12 protein-coding genes and 3 pseudogenes are annotated in these 23,058 nt (G+C 59.2%); 4 read left to right on the top strand and 11 right to left on the bottom strand.

Annotation, left to right across the window (positions count from 1 at the left end; genetic code table 11):
- Window positions 1-375 precede the first annotated feature (375 nt).
- From BLU15_RS35410 to BLU15_RS39760, 3 genes are read right to left on the bottom strand one after another with little or no spacing between them, the layout of a single operon-like run.
- Window positions 376-6,678, bottom strand: coding sequence for an FG-GAP-like repeat-containing protein (locus tag BLU15_RS35410; RefSeq protein ID WP_176960457.1), 6,303 nt, complete (start codon window positions 6,676-6,678; stop codon window positions 376-378).
- A 31-nt stretch (window positions 6,679-6,709) separates the two neighbouring features.
- The gene (locus BLU15_RS40790) at window positions 6,710-7,996 is read right to left on the bottom strand and encodes a hypothetical protein (RefSeq protein WP_090301852.1); all 1,287 of its coding nucleotides are present in this window, start codon (window positions 7,994-7,996) and stop codon (window positions 6,710-6,712) included.
- Window positions 7,997-7,999: 3 nt separating this feature from the next.
- A complete protein-coding gene (locus tag BLU15_RS39760) occupies window positions 8,000-9,208 on the bottom strand; it encodes a hypothetical protein (RefSeq protein ID WP_176960456.1) in 1,209 nt (402 codons plus the stop codon).
- A gap of 775 nt (window positions 9,209-9,983) precedes the next feature.
- Between BLU15_RS39760 and BLU15_RS35395 the strand changes: the two genes are divergently transcribed.
- The gene (locus BLU15_RS35395) at window positions 9,984-10,277 is read left to right on the top strand and encodes a DUF6916 family protein (RefSeq protein WP_090301848.1); all 294 of its coding nucleotides are present in this window, start codon (window positions 9,984-9,986) and stop codon (window positions 10,275-10,277) included.
- A gap of 7 nt (window positions 10,278-10,284) precedes the next feature.
- On the opposite strand, the gene BLU15_RS35390 is transcribed toward BLU15_RS35395, so the two are convergent.
- From BLU15_RS35390 to BLU15_RS35375, 4 genes are all read right to left on the bottom strand, one after another.
- Complete coding sequence (locus BLU15_RS35390; RefSeq protein ID WP_256386720.1) at window positions 10,285-10,776, bottom strand: GNAT family N-acetyltransferase; 492 nt, start codon at window positions 10,774-10,776, stop codon at window positions 10,285-10,287.
- A gap of 71 nt (window positions 10,777-10,847) precedes the next feature.
- On the bottom strand, window positions 10,848-11,381 hold the full coding sequence (locus BLU15_RS35385; RefSeq protein WP_090301844.1) for a phage tail protein: 534 nt from the start codon (window positions 11,379-11,381) through the stop codon (window positions 10,848-10,850).
- 32 nt (window positions 11,382-11,413) lie between these two features.
- On the bottom strand, window positions 11,414-11,914 hold the full coding sequence (locus tag BLU15_RS35380; RefSeq protein ID WP_244546921.1) for a phage tail protein: 501 nt from the start codon (window positions 11,912-11,914) through the stop codon (window positions 11,414-11,416).
- Window positions 11,915-11,967: 53 nt separating this feature from the next.
- Window positions 11,968-12,498, bottom strand: coding sequence for a phage tail protein (locus BLU15_RS35375; protein ID WP_090301840.1), 531 nt, complete (start codon window positions 12,496-12,498; stop codon window positions 11,968-11,970).
- A gap of 505 nt (window positions 12,499-13,003) precedes the next feature.
- Here BLU15_RS35375 and BLU15_RS35370 point away from each other — a divergent pair.
- The gene (locus BLU15_RS35370; RefSeq protein ID WP_176960455.1) at window positions 13,004-19,204 is read left to right on the top strand and encodes a putative Ig domain-containing protein; all 6,201 of its coding nucleotides are present in this window, start codon (window positions 13,004-13,006) and stop codon (window positions 19,202-19,204) included.
- Window positions 19,205-19,272: 68 nt separating this feature from the next.
- On the opposite strand, the pseudogene BLU15_RS40440 reads toward BLU15_RS35370, so the two are convergent.
- Window positions 19,273-19,383, bottom strand: a pseudogene (locus BLU15_RS40440) (IS30 family transposase); the annotation flags it as partial.
- 90 nt (window positions 19,384-19,473) lie between these two features.
- Between BLU15_RS40440 and BLU15_RS35365 the strand changes: the two are divergent.
- A pseudogene (locus BLU15_RS35365) lies at window positions 19,474-20,279 on the top strand (IS3 family transposase); the annotation flags it as partial.
- A 317-nt stretch (window positions 20,280-20,596) separates the two neighbouring features.
- Here the strand turns inward: BLU15_RS35365 and BLU15_RS35360 are convergent.
- The 3 genes and pseudogenes from BLU15_RS35360 to BLU15_RS35350 form a co-directional block, all read right to left on the bottom strand.
- Window positions 20,597-21,642: pseudogene (locus tag BLU15_RS35360) on the bottom strand (IS110 family transposase).
- 199 nt (window positions 21,643-21,841) lie between these two features.
- Window positions 21,842-22,171, bottom strand: a complete 330-nt coding sequence (locus tag BLU15_RS35355) for a helix-turn-helix domain-containing protein (RefSeq protein ID WP_090301836.1) — start codon at window positions 22,169-22,171, stop codon at window positions 21,842-21,844.
- Entirely contained in the window at window positions 22,168-22,521 is a 354-nt protein-coding gene (locus tag BLU15_RS35350; protein WP_090301834.1) for a type II toxin-antitoxin system RelE/ParE family toxin, read from the bottom strand. Before BLU15_RS35350 ends, BLU15_RS35355 begins: the two co-directional genes overlap by 4 nt.
- 270 nt (window positions 22,522-22,791) lie before the next feature.
- Between BLU15_RS35350 and BLU15_RS35345 the strand changes: the two genes are divergently transcribed.
- A partial coding sequence (locus BLU15_RS35345) for an IS66-like element accessory protein TnpA (protein ID WP_143034328.1) occupies window positions 22,792-23,058 on the top strand: 267 nt, incomplete at its 3' end.

Here is a 23,058-nt window from a genome sequence, read left to right as displayed (position 1 = left end):
CAGGAAGGCGAGATCGACCCATGCATTGAAGCGCCGGGCAGGGCGCCAGCGACGCCGTCCGCGCTGTCGCGGGCAGCGTCGAGCTGGGTCAGGCTCGTGCTGAAGTTGGCGGTCGTACCGTCTTCGGAGGGCGTCAAAAAAGGAGTCCCTTTGGACCATCGTTCCTCTAGATGCGATCTCTAGGTACGCGGCCGGCCGATACTGAAAAGAACCATTGGCCGACGGAAAATACAGGTAGTTTGCCTCTTCTGAACTAGCGATCGCTCGTGACATCGCTTCGGCGTACCGGGCAGCGTCATTCCAATCAGGATCTTTCCCTCGTCATATAAGCCGTACTTCGACCCTCTGGCCGAAATACGGCTTATACGCCTGCGATCAAAGTGCCAGCAATGGAAGCAAATCTGCGAGAATAATCTCGAGTACTTCCGCCGCTGGGGTAACCGTAACCTCAGGGGCGACTGTGGCGGCGCTTTCTGCCACCTCCGAGCCTACGCTGACGCCCACGCTGGAACCCGCGTCCAGTCCGGCTGCATTCCCCTCCGTTGCCGAGATAGCCGCGGATGTGGTGCTGCTGGCAGCATCCGAAGTTCCACTCGCACTCGAGCTCGAAATACTGGTCGCCTGGATACCGCTTGCCGAGGACTGGCCGATTTCAGCGCTTTGGGATGTTGCGGTTCCCAACGCCTCCCCTGACGAGGAGTCGGTTATCGATTGACCGTCGACCACTACGTCGTCAGCGGATTCTCCACTCGAGTTTGAACCTTCAGCCAAATTATCCTGGCTATCGGAAACGCGAATGTCGTCTTCGCTCGAGCTAGACTCAGATCCTTCTTCATCACTCTGGCTGCCGCTATCGCTGTCGCTGCTGGCACTGTTCCCGTTACTGTTGCTGCTACTGCTACTCGCGCTGCCTCCCTGGTTACCGCCGCCCGATGCATCGAACATGTCCTCTACTTCAACTCCTTGGCTGTTGTCGTCTGCGCCGTTGCCGTTGTTGGCCTGATCGTTGTCGCCTGCAGCACGTTGTCGATACAGCTTCAGGCAAGCGGATGCGCCGCCCGCACTGGAGAAAAGTCCCCCGACGATCCCAGCGGCACTCGCTGTTATATAGAGCCTGTTCTTCTGCTCGACGGCATCAACCGTCGAGACGGAACCACCCACGGTGCCGATAACGCCCCCACCAACACCGATGAGGCAAGCCGGGAGGCCGTGCCCGCTCGGGTCGAACCCGAATGTGGGATTGTTAAGCAGGAAGGCATAGCGATTGGCGCTGTCATGGCGATAAATGCTCGCACCGTACTGTGAGTCTGCTCTCGTGAACCGGGCGAGTTCAGGCATGTAGTAGCGGTGATTGACATAGTACAGTCCCGTGTCGCGGTCATACGGCAGGCCAAGGAACCCGAATTCAGGTGCGTCGGCGCCGCGGCCAATAGGCAGGCCGTAAGCGTCGTACAAGTACCAATCGAGTGCGTTGCCTTTTGCATCTGTCGTGAGCGCGAGGCTATTTCGTGCGTCGGAGTGCAAGAAGGTTTCCCCGCCAACATTCGATGAGAAGATGTAGGATGGCCCTGTATTGCCATAGATCAGGGTTTGGTCCACGTCAGCTGACCGTTGAAACTGGCGTGAATGGTAGCGATACTCGGTACCGCCAGTATCCTTGCGCCAAACCCTGAAGCCGCGATGATCATAGGCAAACTGTGCATCGGTTCCGGCCGATTTCGCGGCCTGAGCCATTCGTTGTCGTCCGTCATATCCGGCGCGAAACGTGAGGCTTGGCGCAGAGGTCTCCACCAGGTTCCCGGACACGTCGTACTGAGGCTGCAGCCGTTCTCCATTAATTTTGCTGTCAGCATCCAATTGAAATCCGGCACTTTGCACCGCAAGTGCCGCAGATGATTGGAGATTTCCGGCGTCATCGTATCCGTACGTATTTGCAGCACCGAGCCGGCTGTCTTGGTAGTTCGCAAGCCGGGCATCGGTGAAGGACGATTCTTTCGTGTAGCTCGCCCATTTTGACGACGATCCAGTGACCGCCGTGGTAAATCCGAATGGATCGATCGTCGAGCGCTCCTGGAAAATCGTTTCCTTTGCCGTTGACGTTTTGACGCTCACCAGACTGAAGTCCGGGGCATAAATTAGGCTCGTCGTCAGCCCATTGGCAAATTTCACGGTTTGCGGAAGGCCAAGCGCCGTGTAGTCGCTAAATCCAACCTTTTGCATGCCATTAATAGCGTAGCTTGCGACACGTTCCAGATCATAACCCGTGGTCAGCACGGAGCCGTCGGGCATCGTCGTCGTAACGGCACGACCAAGGGGGTCAAAAGCCGTGGATTGAAGCATGGCTTCATCCGCACCAAGGGTAAGCCCATTCACCGCTTGTCTGCCGTAGGCATCGTATCCGAACGAGCGTTTGACCTCAACAGCTTGGCCGCTGACGAGTGCAGACGTCATCCGACCCAAGCCGTTCGCAAGGCTTTTGTCATCGTAGGTATAGGCAATATTGAGGCTGCCTGGATATGCAATATTAACCGGTCGGCCGAGGTCATCTCGGTCGAACACTATTTCCCCGTTCGGGGCGGTTTTCGTGGCAAGGCGGCCATCTAGACCGTATTGGTAGGTCGTCTTGCCGTAAGCGGGCAGCGTGGACTGGGTTAAGCGACCGATACTGTCATAGGCATACTGCGCCGCGGTCGAGCCTCCGTCGTTCGGCGGTCGGACAGCGGTGATTCGACCAAGCGTGTCATGGTCGTAGGTTGTGACGACGGGCGTCACGTTGGCTGCACGTTCGTCATTAAACGACTGGACGCCAATCTTTTTCCGGTTGTTATAGTAGCTTCGGTCGAAGGTCCGCTTTGTCTGATAAGGTGTACCGGCGGCGAGAGTCTGCGTGATCTGATCGCCGGTACTCGTTTCTGCGAACTCCTGTTTGGTTGCGACATTGATCACACCGTCGTCGGACTGCCAGGGCATCGAGCTTTCGACGATCCGATCCAACGGATCAAATGTCGTATTCTCGTAAAAGCGAGCCTGCTCGGTCTCGAAGTAGGGAAGGGCGTCGCGAACGACCCGGTTGGCGGAATCGTATGTGACTTCCTTCATAACCCGACTGGTTGGGCCGCTTTCGTCCGATTGTGCAGACATCCGAAATTGGCGCTCAAGTCCGTCATAAGCATACAGGGTCGTTAGCATCTTCCGCGGGTTTTTCGCGGAGGGCCAGCTGGCAACACTGGTGCGCGAAACTGTAGGTACGCCGTTTTGCCAGCCATGCGTGAATGAGGTGAGTGTGGCGAGTTTTGCGAGCGTAACATCCTTGGGAACGGTTACGGATGCGGCGACACAGGATGTGTCCATGATCGCGGGATCGGTTCCTTCAGGCGCTGGCCCCTGAATAACCTGCCTGCGACCAAAGCTATCGTAGCAGGTCGCAAACTGATTGCCGTTGGCATCGACGCGCAGAGAAAGCTTGCCGAAGCGCGCGTCGTAGCCGAACTTGGTGATGAGTGGCGGCTTACCCTGTCCGACGCTTTTGGTCCGGCTCTCCAGGTACGTGTTGAAACGTGTTTCATATTTCTGTTCGACGCTGGCGCCGCCTGGCAAGGCGAGCGAGGCGCGGTTGCCGAACGTGTCGTATCCATATTGCGTGACGAGGAAATCCTCTGCGCGATCGTCCCAGGCCTTGCTCTCAGTCACCCTCATGTTGTCACCGTAGGCCCAGGCCTTGAGTTCGATATCTGTGGCCGGATCGAACTTACTTGCGTTGGCAAGTGCGGGATTGTGAGAGACCTTCCGGGTGGTCCGGAAACCGAACAGCCATTTCACTGGATCGTTCTGGTAAATCGAATGGATATAGATGCTGTCACCCGTATCCAGGTCGTTTCCCGACCGATCGACGAGGTTCAAACGCGCGGTGGTGACGCGATTACCGTAGACGTCATAGACATAACCGGTGCCAAGCGAATGCTTGTAGGTTTGAGCTTGATATCGGTCGACACGCACAAAGGACGGCCGCACCATTGTCGTGGCGAAGCCGTTGGTCTCTGACTTGGCAGGCGACGTAATGACATAGTCAAAATTTTCCACTTTGAAGAGATCTTGTGCCTTGCAGGTCGTCCCGCCAGCATCCGAGCAGGCGATCTCTCGCGTCTTCATTTTTCCGATGAGCGGAAAGTCCTGGTGATATTTGAGGGTTGTTTCGCGCCCCAAATCTTCATTGATGTGGATCGCGCGTTCGAACCCAAGGAAACCACGTCCTTCATTGCTTACCTGGCCGTTCTCATAGAAATGTGAGGTGTCGTAGGAATAAGTTGCCTGCGAAATCGCCGGATTGTTCGCGTTGGTAGTCGTCGCGACCACGTAGAACCGTCCGGTCAAGTGCGAGCGGGAGCGATAGTTTGGCAGTGACGGATTCTGGTCAATCGGGCGATAGCGCTGGAATTTTGCAAGTGCGCCGGGGCCCGAGCTTTCTGAATACACCGTCGGGTCTGAGATGGGCTTATAGGAGATGTCGACAGTTCCTTTTGACGACCGCTCGATCCTCTTCAACAAGTCTGGAAATGCTCCCGAGGTCAGGCCAACTTTCACGCCGTCGTGGGTAAAGGCGATTACATCCAGCATGCCGTCCCCGTTGACGTCGACGATCATTCGCTGGGTCTGATCGACTGTGCCCCCTTCCGAGAGCCCAAGACCGTTCAATGAGTTCTGGTTCCAGTTGCCAGCGGCAAATGACGAACCAGTCGAAAGTGCGACCTGAACGCCCCCGTCATTGACGCCGACGATATCCGCCTGGCCGTCGCCGTTGACGTCGGTAAACATCCTCGGCGTGTTCTTCGACCAGTTTGGGGTGTTGAAGGATTGTGACCATTGCTCAGGCGCTTCGAATCCGGCGCCATTCGACAGCCCAACCATCACGGTTGTGCCAAAACCGACGATGTCCGAGAGACCATCGCCATTGACGTCTGAAATCATTCGCGGTGTATCGGCCGACCATTGGGTACTATCGGCGAAGTTGGCATAATCCTGGTTCCAACCGGTTTCGGTGAACGAACTCCCGGTTGAAAGAGCGACATTAACCGATCGTGTCTGCTGGTTCATCGCGATCACGTCGCTCTTGCCGTCACCGTTCATGTCAGCCAACAAAAGATTGGCGCCCGACCAGCCCTGCTCGACACCAAAATCGTCGAACCAGCGGGTAGGGGGGGCAAACCCGCCCGAGGCGGTCGCTAATGAGACTTCAACGCCGTTGTTAAAGCCGACGATATCGGCTGCTCCGTCACCATTGACGTCCGCAAGATATCTTGGCGCATCACTTTGCCAGCCGGTATCGGGTGCAAAATATGGAAGTGAGTTGGGGGATTTGGCGAATGCGTTAGCCCCGGGCTTGGCGAACGCAAACTCGACACCGTTTTGCGAGAAGCCGACAATATCGGCCAAGCCATCACCGTTAACGTCGACGAGATAGCGCGGTTCGTCGCCCGACCATCCGTATTCGAGGCTGAAGTCTTCGAGCCAGGTCTGCGGCGACGCATAACCACCCTGTCTTGCGAGGGCGACCTGAACACCGTTCTTAAAGCCGATAATATCGACAAGGCCGTCACCATTTACATCAGCAAGCTCTACCGGGTTGTTCTGTGGATCCCAGCCGCTGTCGGGCGTGAACGCTCCCTGAAGCCAGGTTTGTGCCTCCGCAAACGCATTTCCACCTTCCTGATAGGTGAACTTGGAGCCGGCGAGCGTTTTCGCGCTCTGATCGGAAGGCGAGAGCCGCTGTATTGTTGAGATACGGGAAACCCCCGTCGATGCGGAGGTTTCGTAGGACAGTTTATAGGCCGCAACCGCGTCTGCAGCGAGATAGGTGGTTGCCCCTGCCAATCTCAGCGTGGTCTCGACCTTTGCGCCCGCGGAGAATGTTCGAAGCGCGTCGGGCCGTGCCTCATAGGTCATACGGACGAAACGGTCGGCTTGTTTGCCAACTTTGACGTTTGCGCCATAGGCGATCTCGACCGGATAGGCCTGCCCGCCCGGTTTGCCTGTGTTCTGAGGATCGAGGCTGTAGGTGAACGAAATTTCGTTGCCGTCGCGATCGGTTTGAGACGAAAGGAGCCATTCACGGACGGTTGGGCCACCGGGCACAAGCACTCGGCTATCGGGGGTGCCTCCAAATACCGACGTCTCACCGTTCGGTTGCTTAACCGTGAAGGATTGCGGACCTGTGCCCGCCGCGCCCGACGCGGAAACCAGCTCCCAGTTGTCGAGCTCGGTACGATAGGTACTATCGGACGCACCATAATTGCCGGTCATCACAAGCAACCTTCGGCCATTAAGCGCGAAGCGGTCATTGCTGGTAAAGCTCACGTCTCCAGCCTTACCGTCGATCGCAATGATCTGACTGGCGCGGCTGATCTTTGAAAAGCCGCTCAGGTTCCAGCCTAACCCGAGCAGACCGTTCTGGCTCGTGCTGTTGTAGGTGAACGACAGCGCCGGCTCGTACCCCTGGATTCCCGGCGGAACATGCAGCTTGATCGTGTAACTCGCACTTCCCGATGCCGTGACGGCAAAACGGCCTTTGTCGGAGCCCATTTCGTCATCGACACTCGACGTGCCAACGGGTTGTGCTCTGATGGGCTCCATACCCGCTAGTGTCAGCGTCAGGGCTAAACATATGTGCAGCAATTTTCGCATGTGTCTCATCTTGGTGCCTCTAAGCTGGAGTTTATGTGGTCAGTCGCTCATTGACGTAGATGCGGGCAGGTGGACGCGATCGGCCATCAATCCCGTCGATGCCGTCTTTTCCTGGTTTCGCCTTTAACTGCTTTGGGCTTGATGTCGGATCGGGCATGCCCGCCAAACCGCCTTGCCCGCCTTTGCCGCCGCAACCACCCGGACTTGGACGACTTGATGCACGCACCAGGTTTGCTTGTTCCGCTGGACAGGTGATGAAAACGATGGAGGAAATGCCTCCGTTTCCACCGTGCCCGCCGTTTCCCCCGTTCCCGCCGTTGCCGGGGCGGCCAGCTTGGCCATTGCGAGGCAGGCAATCATTCTTTGCAAAGCCGATACCCGGCGCGCCAGGTTGCCCACCAGGCCCGGCGTGTCCACCGTTGCCACCGTTGCCGCCACGTCCGGCCTCGGCATGAACACGCAACACGCCGCTGCCTTCTAAAAAGTGCCGAACCGTGATCTCGGCGGTCTTGCACATGCCTCCGGTACGGCCCCTGCGTCCATTGCCTCCGTTTTGGCCGGCCTCGCCGTCGGCGCCATTGCACCTCTCAAGCGGTATCGCGTCGCTCGCGAAGGAGCCGAACATGGTATGCCGCAGGCGGGAAGTGGCCCCCACCGCGCCATCGTGGCCTGAACCGCCGGGTAAACCATCGTCTCCATCGAGGGGGCCCGTAATGCGGGTGTCGACAGGAAATGGCGTTCCTAAGATCTCGATATGAGGGGCTTCGTCTGGGCCGTGTGCTGTGATAAGGCATTGTATAAGGATCGAAGCGACATTGCCGCGAACGACTAGCTTTGCTCCTCTACCGATAGAGCAGCGATCGATATTGATGAGGAGGTAGAGCTCCTCCCGATGCCCGACCGCCCATTCGTCGGGGTGAGTGCTCAGATCGAGCACTTCGCCGGGCTCGAGCGTCAGCCTGGCGATCGACACAGCTTTCAGTCTCGCGGGAAAGTGCTCAGCCATGAGTTCGTGGTCGCCTTGAGCGAGCGTCCCGCTGGCGAAGATGTACGCCTCGCCCCGATCGTGCACACCCTGCCATAGGCGCTTGCGATTGCTGAGCTCCTCAAAAGCCACAAGCCGCGCTTGCTTGGTCGCCTCGTCAACGTGGCAGAGGTGCCTTTGCAGGCCTTCGATATTATCGACCCGGATTTTTGAGGCGAAGTGGAAGGACGGGTGCTGCCGCAGATATGTGTGGCCGCATGCGCGCGCCACGGCGTCAAACTCCGCCGTGGCGCCCGTTCCCGCCTCCTGTGTTTCAAGGTGGCGCTTGCGCATCGGTCAGCCCAAGGTTCCAACAGTGACCGGTCCAGGATTGCCTTCAAACTGTCCGGGCGATCCACCCTTGCCGGTGTTGCCAGGCTCACCTGTCGCGCCCGCCGTGCCTGCAGAGCGATGCTTCCCGCTACCAGATCCGCCGGCTCCTCCGAAACCGGCAACGCCGGCCTTACCTGCCAGGCCTCCTTTGCCCGCTGGGGCCATCAATGTTCCATATTGAAACTGCGATGCTGCGACGCCGCTTGCGAGGGTAACGTTGATCGGGTGGCCCAATACGCCGTTGCCACCATTACCTGCGTCCCCGCCATTGCCGCCATTACCGCCGTTGCCGCCATTTGCACTTTGGGTGCCTTCGCAGCCGGACTGGCACCCATCGCCTCCAGTCCCGCCCACTCCTCCTGCGCCACCTTGCCCGCCACAACCGCCGTTCCCTCCGGCACCGGATTGGGTCAGTAGGTAGATCGGGTTGCCGGTAATTGCCTTGAACGTGAGGTTCGCCGTCAAGTTCGGAGTACCGTCAGAACCCTGTTGTCCTTCGCCACCCGGGGCTCCATTTCCACCGGCGGTCCCAGGCGTGGGATCTTTCGCTCCGGTACAAATGCCAGGCGATGGTGTCCCGGAACTGCTCCCATTCTGGCCCGCTGCACCGGGCGGCTGACTGGCGCCCGCCTGTCCGGCTGCACCGGCCGATCCAAAGATACCAAACGTATAGTTGGCGCCAGCACCGCCGCTGGATTTGTTGTTCACCGACTTTGCTACGAAGGTGACACTCGTTGCGACGGCGTTGACAAAGCCACCCTGGTCAATAGTCAAGGTCTCCACGTTGACAGCGACTGGCCCGCTGTTGGTTCCCAGGTTCCATTCACCGGAGATGGTTTTATCCTGTGCCGATACCAGCGTGACTTTGACTGGGAAGATATGTTGCAGAGCTAGGCGATCGTCATTCGATAAGGCCCGGCCTGTGTGGACAGCAACCTCTGCCCGGAAGTAAAGCGCTTCCAGACTTGCATTCGCTTCATCCATTAACTCAGGATAGTTCATCTGGTATCGGCGAAGCCTTGCCTGATGTTCCCCTTCGCCTGCGTCATCATCCATGAGGCGGCGGAGTTCTTCCAGCGAATGGACAAGACGTATTGTTCGAATTTCGTCGCCGTTTGCCAGAGCCTCAATGTCATGCCCGAATAGCCTGGCGCGCTCAGCGAAAGATGCCATGTTTCATTCCTCCATGGATAAACACGTGAAGTGTGTATGGTGAGATTCTCTCGGGCGCAGGATCGCGTCCCCGTTCGCGAATTTCTCGCAAAATGAGACAGGAAGAATAAGCGCCGTATGTGATGGCTGATATAAAGTGGTGGTGATCGGTGCACGTGCTGGTGGAGATTATGGATGCATGACGGGCCTGGCAATCTGCACTTTGGTAATATTTGGCGCGATTGTGAGAATGGTTTATACAACCTGTGCGAGTCTCAAAACGTGTCGAAAACTCAGCCGCTGGTAGCGCATTCGCAGAACTTCTCGCGCCCACATTATTTTAGGGGTTACGAAGGATAGAGGTTCAAAACGACCGAGGTTTAGGGCAATTCTCAAGGGAACCTGTTGCGTCAACCTTTATGCGGTCCCGAAATGATGCATCGTCAATGACAGGTCCGATGAAATTAGAACCCGCCACCTTGCCTCGGTCTCCGCCACCGCGAAACCTTCAAAAGCCGTTTGTTGCGGAGCTGAGGCCCTTTGATGGAAGGATAGAATTTGCCGACTTCAAAGCGGCTCGATGGCAAATTCGATTGAATTTTCATCGGTGCGGACCCGGCCCTGATTGAGGACGACTGCCCCGAGCCGGGTCTTAACGTGCGTAGTCGCGCCATAACCCTGCTGGTCTGAGATTGAGGCAAATAACGCGCGCCGCCCTACAGTCTTTTGTGCTCAACTGTAATGCTGTAAGAGTGCTTCCATCGCCCTAAGCGGGAATCACCGGAGAGAACAGCGCATGGAACTTCTGACGCTTCAAAATTTTGCAAGTTGCGTCGGCCAGGCCTTCGATCTTTCTCTTGGCGAGAGTACTGTGCCACTGACCTTGGCGGAAGCCACTCCCGGAGGACCGCAGATCATGCCCGGCATGAGGCGAGCTCCGTTTTCCCTGTTGTTCCGCAGTCAATCGGCAATAGTCCTGCCTCAGCAAATCTATCGCATGAAGAACGCGTCACTCGGCGCGTTGGAAATCTTCCTCGTACCGGTTGCCCGGGATAAGCAGGGTATCGTCTACCAAGCTGTCTTCAATTGATTGCGGGTCAGCGCGGCGTCGCGTTGGAGACAATACTGCAGTGCCATTCCATCCGGATATGCGAGCTACCACCCTCCACATCACGAAAGCCAAGTCGGCGATAAAGCGCCTGTGCTGCTATATTGTGGTGCTCGACATGCAGCATCAGTGACTGGACGCCTGATCTGGTCATCTCACGCTGAATGGCAGACAGGAGAGAGCTTCCTCTGCCCTGGCTGCGCCACTCCGGCGCCAGGCCGATATCGACGATAAGCCACTGTTCTCGGCTGAAATTCAGGTAGAGGCGACCGATCGGCATTCCCTTGAGTTCGATAATGAGGAATTCGGCGTCAGGGAAAGCCGCCATATAGTGGCGGTGTTGAAAAATAAACTGCTGCTCCAGAAAGGCGTGCTTCTGCTCCATCGGCCATCGTACGCCCGCAAGCTCGTCCATCCGAAAAGATCGGTAAAGCCGCTGGAGAAACGGCATGTCATCAGACGTGGCATGGCGTAAGCCCATATCTGCCACCGTCAACCGGGGTGGATTGCGGCGTGTCGGAAATCCTGTCGCGGCTATGTCGAGTGGCGACATCACCCGAACGACGGGTAGTTGCCGTAGAGGGCGATGCAGAAGTTCACGGCAAGATAAGGTTGCCTGTTTTCATGCGGCAGGTTGTTGCCGGCCAAGCCGATCATCTTTGACGCGAATTGCGCGTTCGGCTGAGCGTCCTTTGCGGTGACCGAGGTCTCGATGGGAAGTGTCAACGCGTTGCCGGCAGAAGGTGCGCTTACCCGTTTTGCCGTATCGCTCTGGTTGTAGATCGTGAACCCGTGCGAATGCGCCGGCATCTCAGGATTGCTCAGCGTCACACCGCTTTCGCCCACAACCTCGCCCATCGTGCGTTGCGAAAGTCCCGGTGCCATGCCCTGACTGAAGCCGGCGCGACCGGTGAAGTTTGGCAACTGGAAAGTGGTACTGCCATTGCCGCCGTAAGCCACGCCCAGCAATGAGAACAATGCCGTGTTCTGCTGAATTGCAAGCGTCGCACCATTACAAAGCGCCCAATTGCGGGGCGCGAAATTGAAGCCGAATAGCTGGATTTCACCAATGAAAGGCTCTGACATTTCTTCTCCCTTATCGTGCAATGTGGGCTGTATCAGCTTTGCGACGGAAAGACGCCGTAGAGCGAAATGCAGAATTGCACCGTCAACGTCGGCATCATGTTGTCGTGGGGCTGGGTCTGGCCGGCAGGGCCGGTCGAATTCGGGGACGTATTGAACCCATTGAGGCCAGTGACATCAGTGGCATACATCGTGTTGCCCGAGAGTGCACCGAGCTCGGTGTTCGTTCCGATAGCGGTCGCACTGGCTGCTGTCGTTGTTGCAAACATCGGATGGTTGTGCGGCGGCAGCTGGGTCCCGAGAAGCGTCACGGTTTCGGAGCCGCCAAGTTCGCCGGGTAAGCGCGTGCTCAGGCCTTGCCCGGTGCCCTGATGCAGGGGCACGCGACCGCGAAGGTCGGGCACGCCGAACGTGTTCTGCCCATCGCCACCATAGGTGGTGCCAAGCAGCGTGTACAGCGTGTCATATTCCGCGATCGACAGCAGCGATCCATCGCAGGCCTGCCAGCCGGTCGGCACGCGGGAAAAGCCAAACATCCGAATTTCCCCGATATAGGGAGTGCCCATTAGTTATCCTCCGGCGGCTGGGTTCAATTGCGGGACGGGTAGACGCCCTGTAGCGCAATGCAGAAATTGATGACGTTGAATGGCTGCATGTTTGAGTGCGGCTGTCCGCCGCCCGCTGGCGCGACGCTCTGGGGCGCCAGCACAACCTGCCCTTCGCCTGCTGGCGCATAGATCGGCAAGGAGGTGGTGCCGTAAAGTGTGTTCGTCGGGTTGCGCTGATTGGCCTGCGCAGTCGTCCCGTTGCCCTGATGTTGGTGGGCAGGAATCTGCTGCTGCGTGAGCGTCACAACTTCAATGCCACCGACCTCTCCAATTTCATAGGGTGTCGGGTTCCAGCTGGGGTCGAAGGATGGACCGGCCGCTGCAGGCGTTCGCCCCTGCAGATTAGGCAGTGCAAAAGTGGTAGAGCCGTTGCCACCGTAGTAAGTCCCCAACAAGGAGAACAGGGCCTGATTCTGATTGATCCCCAGAATCTGGCCGTTGCACAGCGCAAAACCGCGTGGCGCAAACCCGAATCCGCTCATCATGATCTGCCCCACAAAAGGTTCGCTCATGGTTCCCCCATCCCGATAAAACTTGACGACTCTGGATTTATCCTGCGGCGCACTCTCTCTCATAACGAGCACGTTGGGAAGGGGTGGCCTTGCAAACTTTTTATCAGGTTTCCCGCAGAAGTCGCACGATGCAGGGTTGTGTGACTCAAAAATACATGTCAATCAGTGGGTGAGGCGGTGAACGGATTAATCGTGGCGATGGACTTCCGTCCATGTGACGTGCCGTGCGCACAAGGGCGGGACAATGGCGCAGAAATCGATTGGTTGGGCAAACCTGGTGTGCGGATATCGCACGAATGTTGCCTACCTCCTTGCTTTGGTGATGTTCGCTTGCCTGGCGGCTCTGTGGCCGATCTCAGCGGCTCAGGCGGCCTGTAGTTCACCGCAGACTGCCACGATAACGTCAGGCGGCACTGCGACGTTCAACTGCGCCGTTTTCGGCTTTGAAGGTCCTGCTGACACCTCCCCGTCCCACGGCAGTCTGACCTTCGGCACGCCGCAAAACGTGTCACTGCTCATCTATACCAACAACGGCGACGGCGCGACGTCCGACACGTTCATCGTCAAGGATGATTTCGGCATTCCCATTACTTTCAACATTACGATCACGCCTTCATCCTCGCCGCTGACGGTCACGCCTTCGAGCGTTGCTACGCCGGTGATCGGCACGTCCTATAATCAGGCGCTCAGCACGAGCGGCGGAACCGGCCCCTATACCTATTCGCTCGTCGCAGGCAGCAATCTGCCGCCCGGCCTCTCCCTTTCCTCTTCCGGCGTCATCTCCGGTACGCCGACCGGCTCGGGTCCCTACAATTTTACCGTCCGTGTTGTCGATTCGACGACGCCGACGGCCAATACGCTCGATAAGGCCTACAGCGTTCTCATCGCCGCGCCTGTCATCGACGTGACACCGGACACTCCGCCGGACGGCGGCGTGGGTGCGGCCTATAGCGTCCAGTTCTCGGCAAGCGGTGGTACTCCGGGCTATACCTATACCCGCGACAGCGGCAGCCTGCCCGTTGGGCTTACGCTCTCGGCCAGCGGGCTCCTGTCCGGCACGCCATCGGCGGTTGGCAGTTCGACCTTCAACCTGAAGGTCCAGGACAGCACCACCATCTCGACCGGCGGGGTGCACTTCATCACGCAGAACGTTACCGTCACCGTCAATGCCTTCCCGCCGGTGTCGCTGACGCCGGCAAGCGGCACGGCGCTTTCGGCCGGCGTGGTGGGAACCTCCTATTCCAACGCATCGATCTCGGCGAGCGGGGGGTCTGGTACAATCACCTACGCGGTCACCGCCGGCGCACTGCCGGCAGGCCTCAGCATCAATGGATCGACTGGCGCGATCACTGGCACGCCCACAGTGGGCGCGATTGGAACCGCGAATTTCACGGTGACGGCGACGGCTGCGACCAGCGGCTCGGCCAGCGCCAACTACTCGATCACGGTGGCAGCTCCCCCGGTGGCACTGACGCCGGCGAGCGGCGCTTTGACCGCCGGTACGGTTGGGGCTTCCTACTCCAATACCTCGATTTCGGCGAGCGGCGGTGTCGGGACGATCACCTATGCGATAACGGCCGGCTCGCTGCCGGCGGGTCTTTCGATGAACACATCGACCGGTGCGATCAGCGGAACGCCGACGGCGGGTGGGTTCGGCACGGCGAACTTCACGGTGACGGCCACGGCCGCGACAACGGGCTCGGCTTCGGCGAGCTACTCGCTCGCGATCGCGGCACCACCGGTTGTGCTGACACCGGCAAGCGGCGCCTTGGTGGGCGGCACGGTTGGAGCGATCTATCCCGGTGCGTCAATCTCGGCGAGCGGTGGCCTCGGAACGATCAGCTACGCGGTCACAGCAGGTGGTCTTCCAGCGGGCCTCGCCCTGAACCTGTCAACCGGTTCGATCAGTGGTACGCCGACGGCCGGCGGGTTCGGCACGCATAATTTTACGGTGACGGCGACAGGCGCAACCGCGGGCTCGGCTTCGGCCAGCTATTCCATCACGGTGGCCGCGACGCCAGTGGTGCTGATGCCGGCAGACGGAACAACGCTTACGGCAGGAACGGTCGGCGCGGCCTATTCAGACGCATCGATTTCGGCGACCGGAGGCGCGGGCCCAATCTCCTATTCGGTGACCGCTGGCGCTTTGCCTGCGGGCCTCACCCTGAATGCATCGACCGGTGCAATCAGCGGCACGCCGACGGCGGGCGGGTTCGGTACGGCCAATTTCGAGGTGACGGCCACGGCCGCGACCAGCGGCTCGGCTACCGCCAACTATACGATCATAGTCGGAGCACAACCAGTGGTGTTGACACCGGCCACAGGTACGGCTCTGACGGCCGGGACGGTCGGTTCTGCCTACTCACAGACGATTTCGGCGAGCGGCGGTGTGGGTGCGTTCACGTATGTGGTTAGCAGCGGAGCGGTACCCGATGGCCTCTCTCTGAATGCGACGACCGGCACGATCAGCGGCACGCCGACGGCGGGTGCATTCGGCACGGCGAACTTCACGGTGACAGCCACAGCGGCCACCTCTGGTTCGGCTTCGGCGACCTACTCGATTGAGGTCGGAGCTCCGCCCTTGGTCATGACACCGGCCAGCGGTGCGGCGCTTTCGGCCGGTACCGTTGGTGCGTCCTATCCGGGTGCGTCGATCTCCGCAACCGGCGGCCTGGGGAGCCTCAGCTTTTCGGTGACATCCGGTGCACTTCCAGACGGCCTTACGATCGACCCGGCAAGCGGTGCGATAACGGGCACGCCGACTGCAGCCGCGCTCGGCACGACGACTTTCACCGTGACGGCTATCGCAGCGACAAGCGGCACCGCATCAGCAAGCTATACGATCACGGTGGTGGCGCCACCGGTGGTGCTAACGCCAGCAACCGGCACGACCCTTGCGGGCGGCATGGTCGGATCGTCCTACTCGGAGACGTCGATCTCGGCGAGCGGCGGTGTGGGTGCGATCACCTATGCCGTGACATCGGGCGCTCTCCCGGCAGGCCTTGCCATTGATCCGGCCACCGGCGAGATATCAGGAACGCCGACGGCGGCCGGCTTCGGCACGGCGAACTTTGGTGTGACGGCCACGGCGGCCACGGCAGGTTCTGCTGCGGCCAACTACACGATCGTAGTCGGGGCACTGCCGGTCGTAATGACGCCGGCAAGCGGCACGGTGCTTTCGGTCGGCACGGTCGGTTCGTCCTACTCCGACACTTCCGTCTCGGCGAGCGGTGGCGCAGGGGCGATCACCTTTGCGGTGACCGCCGGATCCCTGCCTACCGGCCTCACGCTCAACGGATCGACCGGCGCGATCACCGGCACGCCCACTGATGCCGCGCTCGGCTCGGCGAATTTCACCCTGACAGCGACAGCGGCGACCAGCGGCAGCAGTTCTGCAAGCTATACGATTGTCGTGGGCGCGCCGGCCGTCGTGCTGACACCTGCAACCGGTACGGCGCTTTCGGGCGGGACGGTGGGTGCCGCCTATTCGGGCGCCACGATTTCTGCCAGTGGCGGTGTCGGAACATTCAGTTACGCGGTGACATCAGGCGCTCTGCCGACCGGCCTGAGCCTCGATGCATCCACCGGGGCAATTACCGGCACGCCGACCGTTGCAGCGCTTGGAACGGCGAACTTCTCGGTGACGGCAACCGCGGCGACCAGCGGCTCGGCTGCGGCCAACTACTCGATCACCATCGCAGCCCCGCCGGTGGTGCTGACGCCGCCGGGCGGCGCACTGGCGACTGGCGTCGTCGGCGCGTCCTATTCGGATACCTCGATCTCGGCGAGCGGCGGCGTGGGTACAATCAGCTATGCCATCACGTCCGGTGCATTGCCGGCGGGTCTGAGCATCGATGCGACAACCGGTGCCATCACCGGCACGCCGACAGCGTCCGGGTTCGGTACGACAAACCTCACGGTCACGGCGACGGCTGCAACCGCTGGCTCCGCCTCGGCCAGCTACACGATCACGGTGGGTGCTCCGCCCGTCGTCCTCACCCCGGCAACAGGCACAGCGCTTTCCGGCGGGACGGTGGGATCCACCTATTCGGACACATCGATCTCCGCGAGTGGCGGTGTCGGTACGTACAGCTATGCGGTGACATCCGGCGTGCTGCCGGCGGGTCTGGCACTTGATGCGGCGACCGGCGTGATATCAGGCACGCCGACGGCGGGTGGCTTCGGAGCGGCAAGTTTCACTGTGACGGTAACGGCAGCGACTAGCGGTACGGCCTCGGCCACCTATTCGATCGCCATTGGAGCACCGGCTCTGGTGCTGACGCCGGCCACCGGCACGGTGCTTACGGCCGGCACCGTCGGCTCGTCCTATTCGGATGCGTCAATCACAACGGTCGGCGGTGTTGGTACGATCAGCTATGCGTTAACGGCCGGATCACTGCCGGCGGGTCTGAGCCTGAATGCCTCGAACGGCGCGATATCGGGCACGCCGACGGACGGCGCGCTCGGAACGGCGACCTTCACCGTGACAGCAACTGCCACAATCAGCGGCTCTGCCTCTGCAGCCTACTCCATCACGATCGGGGCGCCGACCCTGGTGCTCTCTCCGGCCACCGGCACAGCACTTTCCGGCGGCACGGTTGGCTCGTCCTATTCGGACACTTCGATCTCAGCGAGCGGCGGTGTTGGTACGATCAGTTATGCGGTAACGGCCGGTTCGCTTCCAGCGGGCCTCAGCCTGAATGCGTCGAACGCCGCGATATCAGGCACGCCGACAGTCGGAGCGCTCGGCACGGCGAACTTCACGGTGACGGCGACTGCGGCGACCAGTGGCTCCGCCACTGCGAACTATTCGATCACGGTCGCCGCTCTACCGGTCGTGCTGACGCCGGCCACAGGCGCAGCGCTTCCATCCGGCACACTTGGCGTCGCCTACTCGGACACGTCGATTTCCGCAAGCGGCGGTGTTGGTGGTGGTTTTACTTACGCCGTGACATCAGGCGCCTTGCCAGGAGGCCTTATGCTGGATGGGGCCAGCGCCCGCATCTCCGGAAGGCCGACCGCTGACGGTGACTTCCGCTTCACCGTGACAGCAACGGATGCGAGCGGTGCCACAGGGCAGGCGAACTATACGCTCTCCGTCCTTTCCACCAGTTTCGTCTTCAGCCCACCTGCCGGTGCGCTGCCAGACGCCATGGTCGGCGAAACCTATTCCGCGCGCATTTCGGTAACCGGAGGCGTCGGCGGGCTCATTTACAGCATTAAGAGCGGCGACTTGCCGAAGGGCATGGTCCTAAACATATCCACCGGAGAGCTGACAGGGCCAATCGCCGGCGATGCGACGCCCGATGATTACCGCTTTACGATTGCCGTCGTCGACAGCCGCGGCGCAAGTGGATCGGCGGCCTATACGCTGAGACTGAAGGGGCGAGCGGTGACCGTACCCGACGTCGTCGTTGACGTTCCCGCCGGGTCGACGCCGAAGAACGTCTACCTCAACAGTGGTGCAACTGGTGGTCCATTCGTCAGCGCCGCGATTGCTTCCGTTACACCGCCCAACGCTGGCAAGGCTGAGATTATCGAAGGTGAACTCGCGGCTGCCGGCAGCTTTACACCGGTCGGCTATTACCTCAGGTTTACGCCCAATCCGTCCTATTCTGGCTCTGCCGTCATCGGTTACACGTTGCAGAGCGCGCTCGGGACTTCGAATGTCGGACGCGTTACCTACAGGATTGCCCTGGACCGAGTGGCTGCGGGAGAGGAAATCGACAGTCTTGTTCGCGATTTCGTCCGCACGAGGCAGAACCTGTTGTCATCGACAGTCAGGGTCCCAGGCCTCCTGGATCGGCGCAAGGCTGCAGGGAGCACCGATCCGGTAACGACGGCCGTCACGCCATCCGAAAGAGGCGCACGTCTTGGCTTCTCCTCCAGCCTCGCCCAGATCCAGGCGGCACGCGATGCCGCCGATGCGGCCGCGGCCGACGAAACCTTCGTGATGACCAATCGCCCCTTCGACATCTGGATGAACGGCAGCTTCCTGTTCCATAAAGACGAAGACGACAAAAGCGACAAATGGGGTAACTTCGGGCTGTTTTCCGTCGGCGCCGACTATCTCGTCAATGACCGCATGCTCGTCGGCCTGTCGTTCCACTACGACTACATGACGGACCCAACCGACGAGGACGCCGAACTGAAGGGCAATGGTTGGCTTGCCGGCCCCTATGCCTCGTTCGAAATCGGTAAGGGCCTCTTCCTCGATGCCAACTTGCTCTATGGCGGCTCGTCGAACGACATCGACACGGGTATCTTCCACGGCAGCTTCGACACTAGCCGCTGGATGGCGGATGTGAAGCTCACTGGCGAATGGCAACTGGACCAAATGACCGTGCTCACGCCGAAGCTCCGCGCGGTCTATTTCACCGAGGAGACCGACGATTACAGCGTCACCAATGCCTTGGGCGAGGCGATCGATCTCAGGGGCTTTGTCGAAGAGCAGGCACGTTTCAGCATGGGCTTCGATGTCGAGCGGACGCTGGAACTGGAGAACGGCGTGACTCTGTCGCCCACGGTCGGCGCGGATGTCGGCTTTGCCTCGCTCGATGGCGAGGGCCTGTTCGGGAGGGTGTCGGCCGGGCTTACTCTTTCAAACAACCACAACTGGGACTTCGACTTCTCGTTACTATTTAATATCGAAGGCGACGGTTCACAGTCGGCTGGTGCCAAGATCGGTGCGCGCGTCAGCTTCTGACTGACCGCGCGATGACAGATCGCCGAACTGCGATCGATCATCATTAGTTGTGAAACTAAGGACACCTGGAAAGCGCCATTACGGGGTTTCCGGGAGCTGTGAGGACGACGTTTACGGCGGCCTTCCGGTAGATGCCGATGAAGCTCCAGCGCATAATCTTCCTTGCCGAAGATGAAGCGACAACACGCAGGGCGCTCACGTCATCGCGAGCGTACGTCCGGCGATCTGTTCTCGTGTACCAATACGATCTTGCTGATGTCCTCCGCCCGGTCTCGATCCCGCGTGCCTGTGGGGCGTTGGACTTGGATCGGTCGACCTACCACTACACCTCTCGCCGTGCCGATCAGGCCGGTCTGGAACGTCGTATTCAGGAGATTTGCGAAACGCGCGTGCGCTACGGCTACCGCCGTGTGCATGTGCTGCTGGAACGCGAAGGTTGGAGCACCCACATCAAGCGAACCTATCGCATTTACAGAGACTTGGGCCTGCAGTTACGCAACAAGACGCCGAAGCGCAGGGTCAAGGCAAAGCTTCGGGAAGATCGGCAGATGGCGATCGGTCCGAACGACGTGTGGGCGATGGACTTCGTGCATGATCAGCTCGCGACCGGAAAGAAACAGCGGGTTCTCGCGACAAACGCGTTGCGTTTGCGCTGCGGTGGTCGACACCTTCTCGCGCTACGTACCAGTGCTTGATCCGCGTCACAGCATCGCGGTGAAGACGTGGTGCAAACGCTGGAACGGGTGTGCCGGCAGGTTGGCTATCCGAAGACGATCCGTGTCGATCAGGGTACAGAATTTGTGTCTCGCGATCTCGACCCGTGGACCCATGCCAAGGGCGTGATCGTGGACTTCTCACGGCCGGGTAACCCACGGACAATGCTTTTATCGAAGCCTTCAACGGCCGCTTCCGACGGAGTGCCTGAACCAGCATTGGTTCCTGACCCTTGCGGACGCCCGCGAAAAGATGGAGGGTTGGCGCTGAGACTACAGTATTTCGGCCCCATGGTGCGATCGGCAACAAGGCACCGCTCTCACTGATGAATCCGGGAAGCGTCGCCAGCCCGCTTCGCTGAGATAGACCGGAAAACTCTACCCTCAGCTGGTCCAGAAACTTGGGGCGGTTCACGCGAACATACGGTCTAATCGCAGCCGGATGAAACTTCAGTGGCATGTATGGACGGCCTCCGGGTGCCAAGGGGCAGTTTAGTGTTTCGACAGATTGGTCGGGTGCAGGCATGTATTCGGCCTTTGATTGCGGCTTGTTCGTGCCGCTGGCCCTGATGTAGTCCGCTGATCAGATCCCAGACAGGTCAACGCGCTTTCAAGCGACACCCACTGATCGGGTTAGTCCGATCCCGGCTCCACCTTTCGCCATCACACCATTTGCACCTCACCAATTCCTGCAGCCGCCTGATTTTTCAAAGGACGCGGCCGCCTCAAATCGCATGCCTGTTGTCATCAACGCCCAGACGATCCGCGCCATCTTGTTCGCCAGGGCAACAGCGACAACGTTGTACTGCTTCTTCGCCAGTAGCTCGGCCGCCCAACGCGTCGGCGCAACTTTCGCCTTGCGGCTGAACCGAAGGACCGCATGCGCCCCGACGACGAGAAGCCTGTGGAGATAGGAATCACCTTGTACGCTGATCCTTCCGAGCCGGTCTTTGCCACTCGATGAGTTCTGCCGCGGCACCAGGCCTATCCACGCCGCCAATTGTCGGCCGGACTTGAAGGGCGACGCGTCTGTTACTGTCGCTGCGATTGCACTGGCAGTGATCGGGCCAATTCCAGGGATGGTCTCGAGGCGACGGCTCAGCTCGTTCGAGCGATGTAAGCATGAATTTGGCGATCCATCTCGCCAACCTTCTCGTGCACCTCCCGCAACTGCCCGGTCAGCGAAAGAAGCGCGGACCGCGCAAGCGGAGGGATGAGATTATGGCCCTCGTCTTCGATCAAAGTGATCAGCATTCCAACACCGACTATGCCCTGTCGCGTTACGATGCCAAACTCCGCCAGGTGGCCACGCAAAGCGTTCACCAGCATTGTCCGCTGCCGGATCAGAAGTTCACGGACGCGATGCAGCATCAGGACACTCTGTTGCTCCTCGCTCTTCACCGAAACGAAGCGCATCGTCGGTCGCGCCACCGCCTCGCAGATCGCCTCAGCATCCGTCGCGTCATTCTTTTGCCGCTTCACGTATGGCTTGACGTAGGACGCCGGCATCAGTCGTACCTCGTGCCCCAGCGCCATGAGGACCCGGGTTGTCCGGTCGCGCACACGCTTCGATTCCGATCAGGCACGGCGGCAATACCCTGAAGAAGCCTGCTATATCGTCACGTCGCAGCTTTCGCCGGACCACTACCGCGCCCACCGCGTTTACCCCATGCACTTGAAGACATGCTTGGCGATATCCAAACCGATTGTGCTAACCTTATCCAAGGACGGCCCTCCCTCATGTGACTTTCGACAGCCACACTTTGGAACATTGCGATGCCGGGAGCGGAGGCCGAGGTCAGCAGTTGTACGGGTTCCTTACGGTTGTCCCCAAAAACACGTTAACCCCACTTGTACCTAGGGTTGCGCTAACTCATGGTTTGCGATGTGGCCTCAGGGAGGAAGGGGACGTTGTATTGGCTGCCTACGCCATCTGCTTTACGTAGATTTCGGGATCGAAGTCCACGCGCCGAGCTTTTCCATCAGGCGTTTTCAGAACAATTTCGACGCCACCTCCAATTGAGTGCATGTAGCGCACAACAGACGAAATGAGGACATCATCTGAGCGTTCGATCTTCGAGACGGTGTTTTGCGTCATCGAAGCGCGTGCAGCCACATCCTGCTGCGTCGCCTGCATCGCCTTACGCACTTCCGACAACGCCCTACCCAAGCGGCGCTCTTCACGTTTAGAGTTTAGCCGAGCCTGAACATCTTCAGGAAGTTCGGAGCGTAAAGTCTTCCAATCAGCGCTCATTTTTTTAACTCCTCTAACCAGGCGTTGAACCGAGGGTCTGCCTTTTTGATCAGCCGTTTATAAAACAGGTCCTGGCTGATACCTTGCTTTTCCCCTCCACAAAGGACAATTGCTTTTTGGTTGGGGTCAAAGGCAAATGCGAACCGCCAAACCTGCTGTCCATACTTAACTCTAATCTCTTTCATATTCTTATGAGTGGAACCCTCAAGCGTATCAACCTCCGGACGCCCTAGAAAAGGGCCTTCCTCTTCGAGATGGTCAAGCACTTCGCCTACTAGTTCCTTTAACCCCATTTCCAACTCCTTCCATTCAGGAACGAAATCAGTATGGAATTTCACCTCATAGCTCATCTGTGGCCTCAAAATATATATTCAAAGATATAAAGTCAAGGGCAACGACGCTTTGGACTTGGTCGCTCTACCTTAGCTTTCACAGCACCCCGCACCCGCAAAGGTTGAGGCTAGGTTAGTTCGCCCGATGTGCACTCGCGACGCGCAATCATTCGATGGGCCTCACATCCGAAAATGCGCGAGACCTGCCGTAAGCGCGAATTTCTCCGCACCTTCTGCAATTGAGTGAGCTTTGGCATGAGGTGTCCACCTAAAAGAGGTGGACACCAAGTGATGGATGAAGGTCAAAAACTCGCGGTACGACTGGTCGGTCGGAATGGAAGGCGGCGCTTCGATCAAGGGTCGAAAGATCGCCTTGTTACAGCCTGCCTTGAGCCCGGTGCATCAGTATCGAAACTTGCGCGAGAAGACGGGGTCAATGCGAACCTCGTTTGGAAATGGATCAGGAAACACACCCAGGCACATCCACCATCGCCGTCTTCGACATCTGCGTTTATTCCGGTCCAGATCGCCGCCGCGAGCAGCAAGTTCGACCAT

The organism is Ensifer sp. YR511 (assembly GCF_900103045.1).
Lineage (GTDB): Bacteria > Pseudomonadota > Alphaproteobacteria > Rhizobiales > Rhizobiaceae > Ensifer > Ensifer adhaerens.
The sequence above is the reverse complement of the archived record's forward strand: the minus strand, read 5'-3'. Positions and strand labels throughout refer to the sequence as shown.

Excerpts from the sequence above, each read along its gene's own strand:
- BLU15_RS35395 (WP_090301848.1), top strand. The coding sequence starts at position 9,984 with ATGGAACTTCTGACGCTTCAAAATTTTGCAAGTTGCGTCGGCCAGGCC.
- BLU15_RS35375 (WP_090301840.1), bottom strand. The coding sequence starts at position 12,498 with ATGAGCGAACCTTTTGTGGGGCAGATCATGATGAGCGGATTCGGGTTT.
- BLU15_RS35350 (WP_090301834.1), bottom strand. The coding sequence starts at position 22,521 with ATGAGCTATGAGGTGAAATTCCATACTGATTTCGTTCCTGAATGGAAG.
- BLU15_RS35410 (WP_176960457.1), bottom strand. The coding sequence starts at position 6,678 with ATGCGAAAATTGCTGCACATATGTTTAGCCCTGACGCTGACACTAGCG.
- BLU15_RS40790 (WP_090301852.1), bottom strand. The coding sequence starts at position 7,996 with ATGCGCAAGCGCCACCTTGAAACACAGGAGGCGGGAACGGGCGCCACG.
- BLU15_RS35385 (WP_090301844.1), bottom strand. The coding sequence starts at position 11,381 with ATGTCAGAGCCTTTCATTGGTGAAATCCAGCTATTCGGCTTCAATTTC.
- BLU15_RS39760 (WP_176960456.1), bottom strand. The coding sequence starts at position 9,208 with ATGGCATCTTTCGCTGAGCGCGCCAGGCTATTCGGGCATGACATTGAG.
- BLU15_RS35390 (WP_256386720.1), bottom strand. The coding sequence starts at position 10,776 with ATGGGCTTACGCCATGCCACGTCTGATGACATGCCGTTTCTCCAGCGG.
- BLU15_RS35380 (WP_244546921.1), bottom strand. The coding sequence starts at position 11,914 with ATGTTTGGCTTTTCCCGCGTGCCGACCGGCTGGCAGGCCTGCGATGGA.
- BLU15_RS35355 (WP_090301836.1), bottom strand. The coding sequence starts at position 22,171 with ATGAGCGCTGATTGGAAGACTTTACGCTCCGAACTTCCTGAAGATGTT.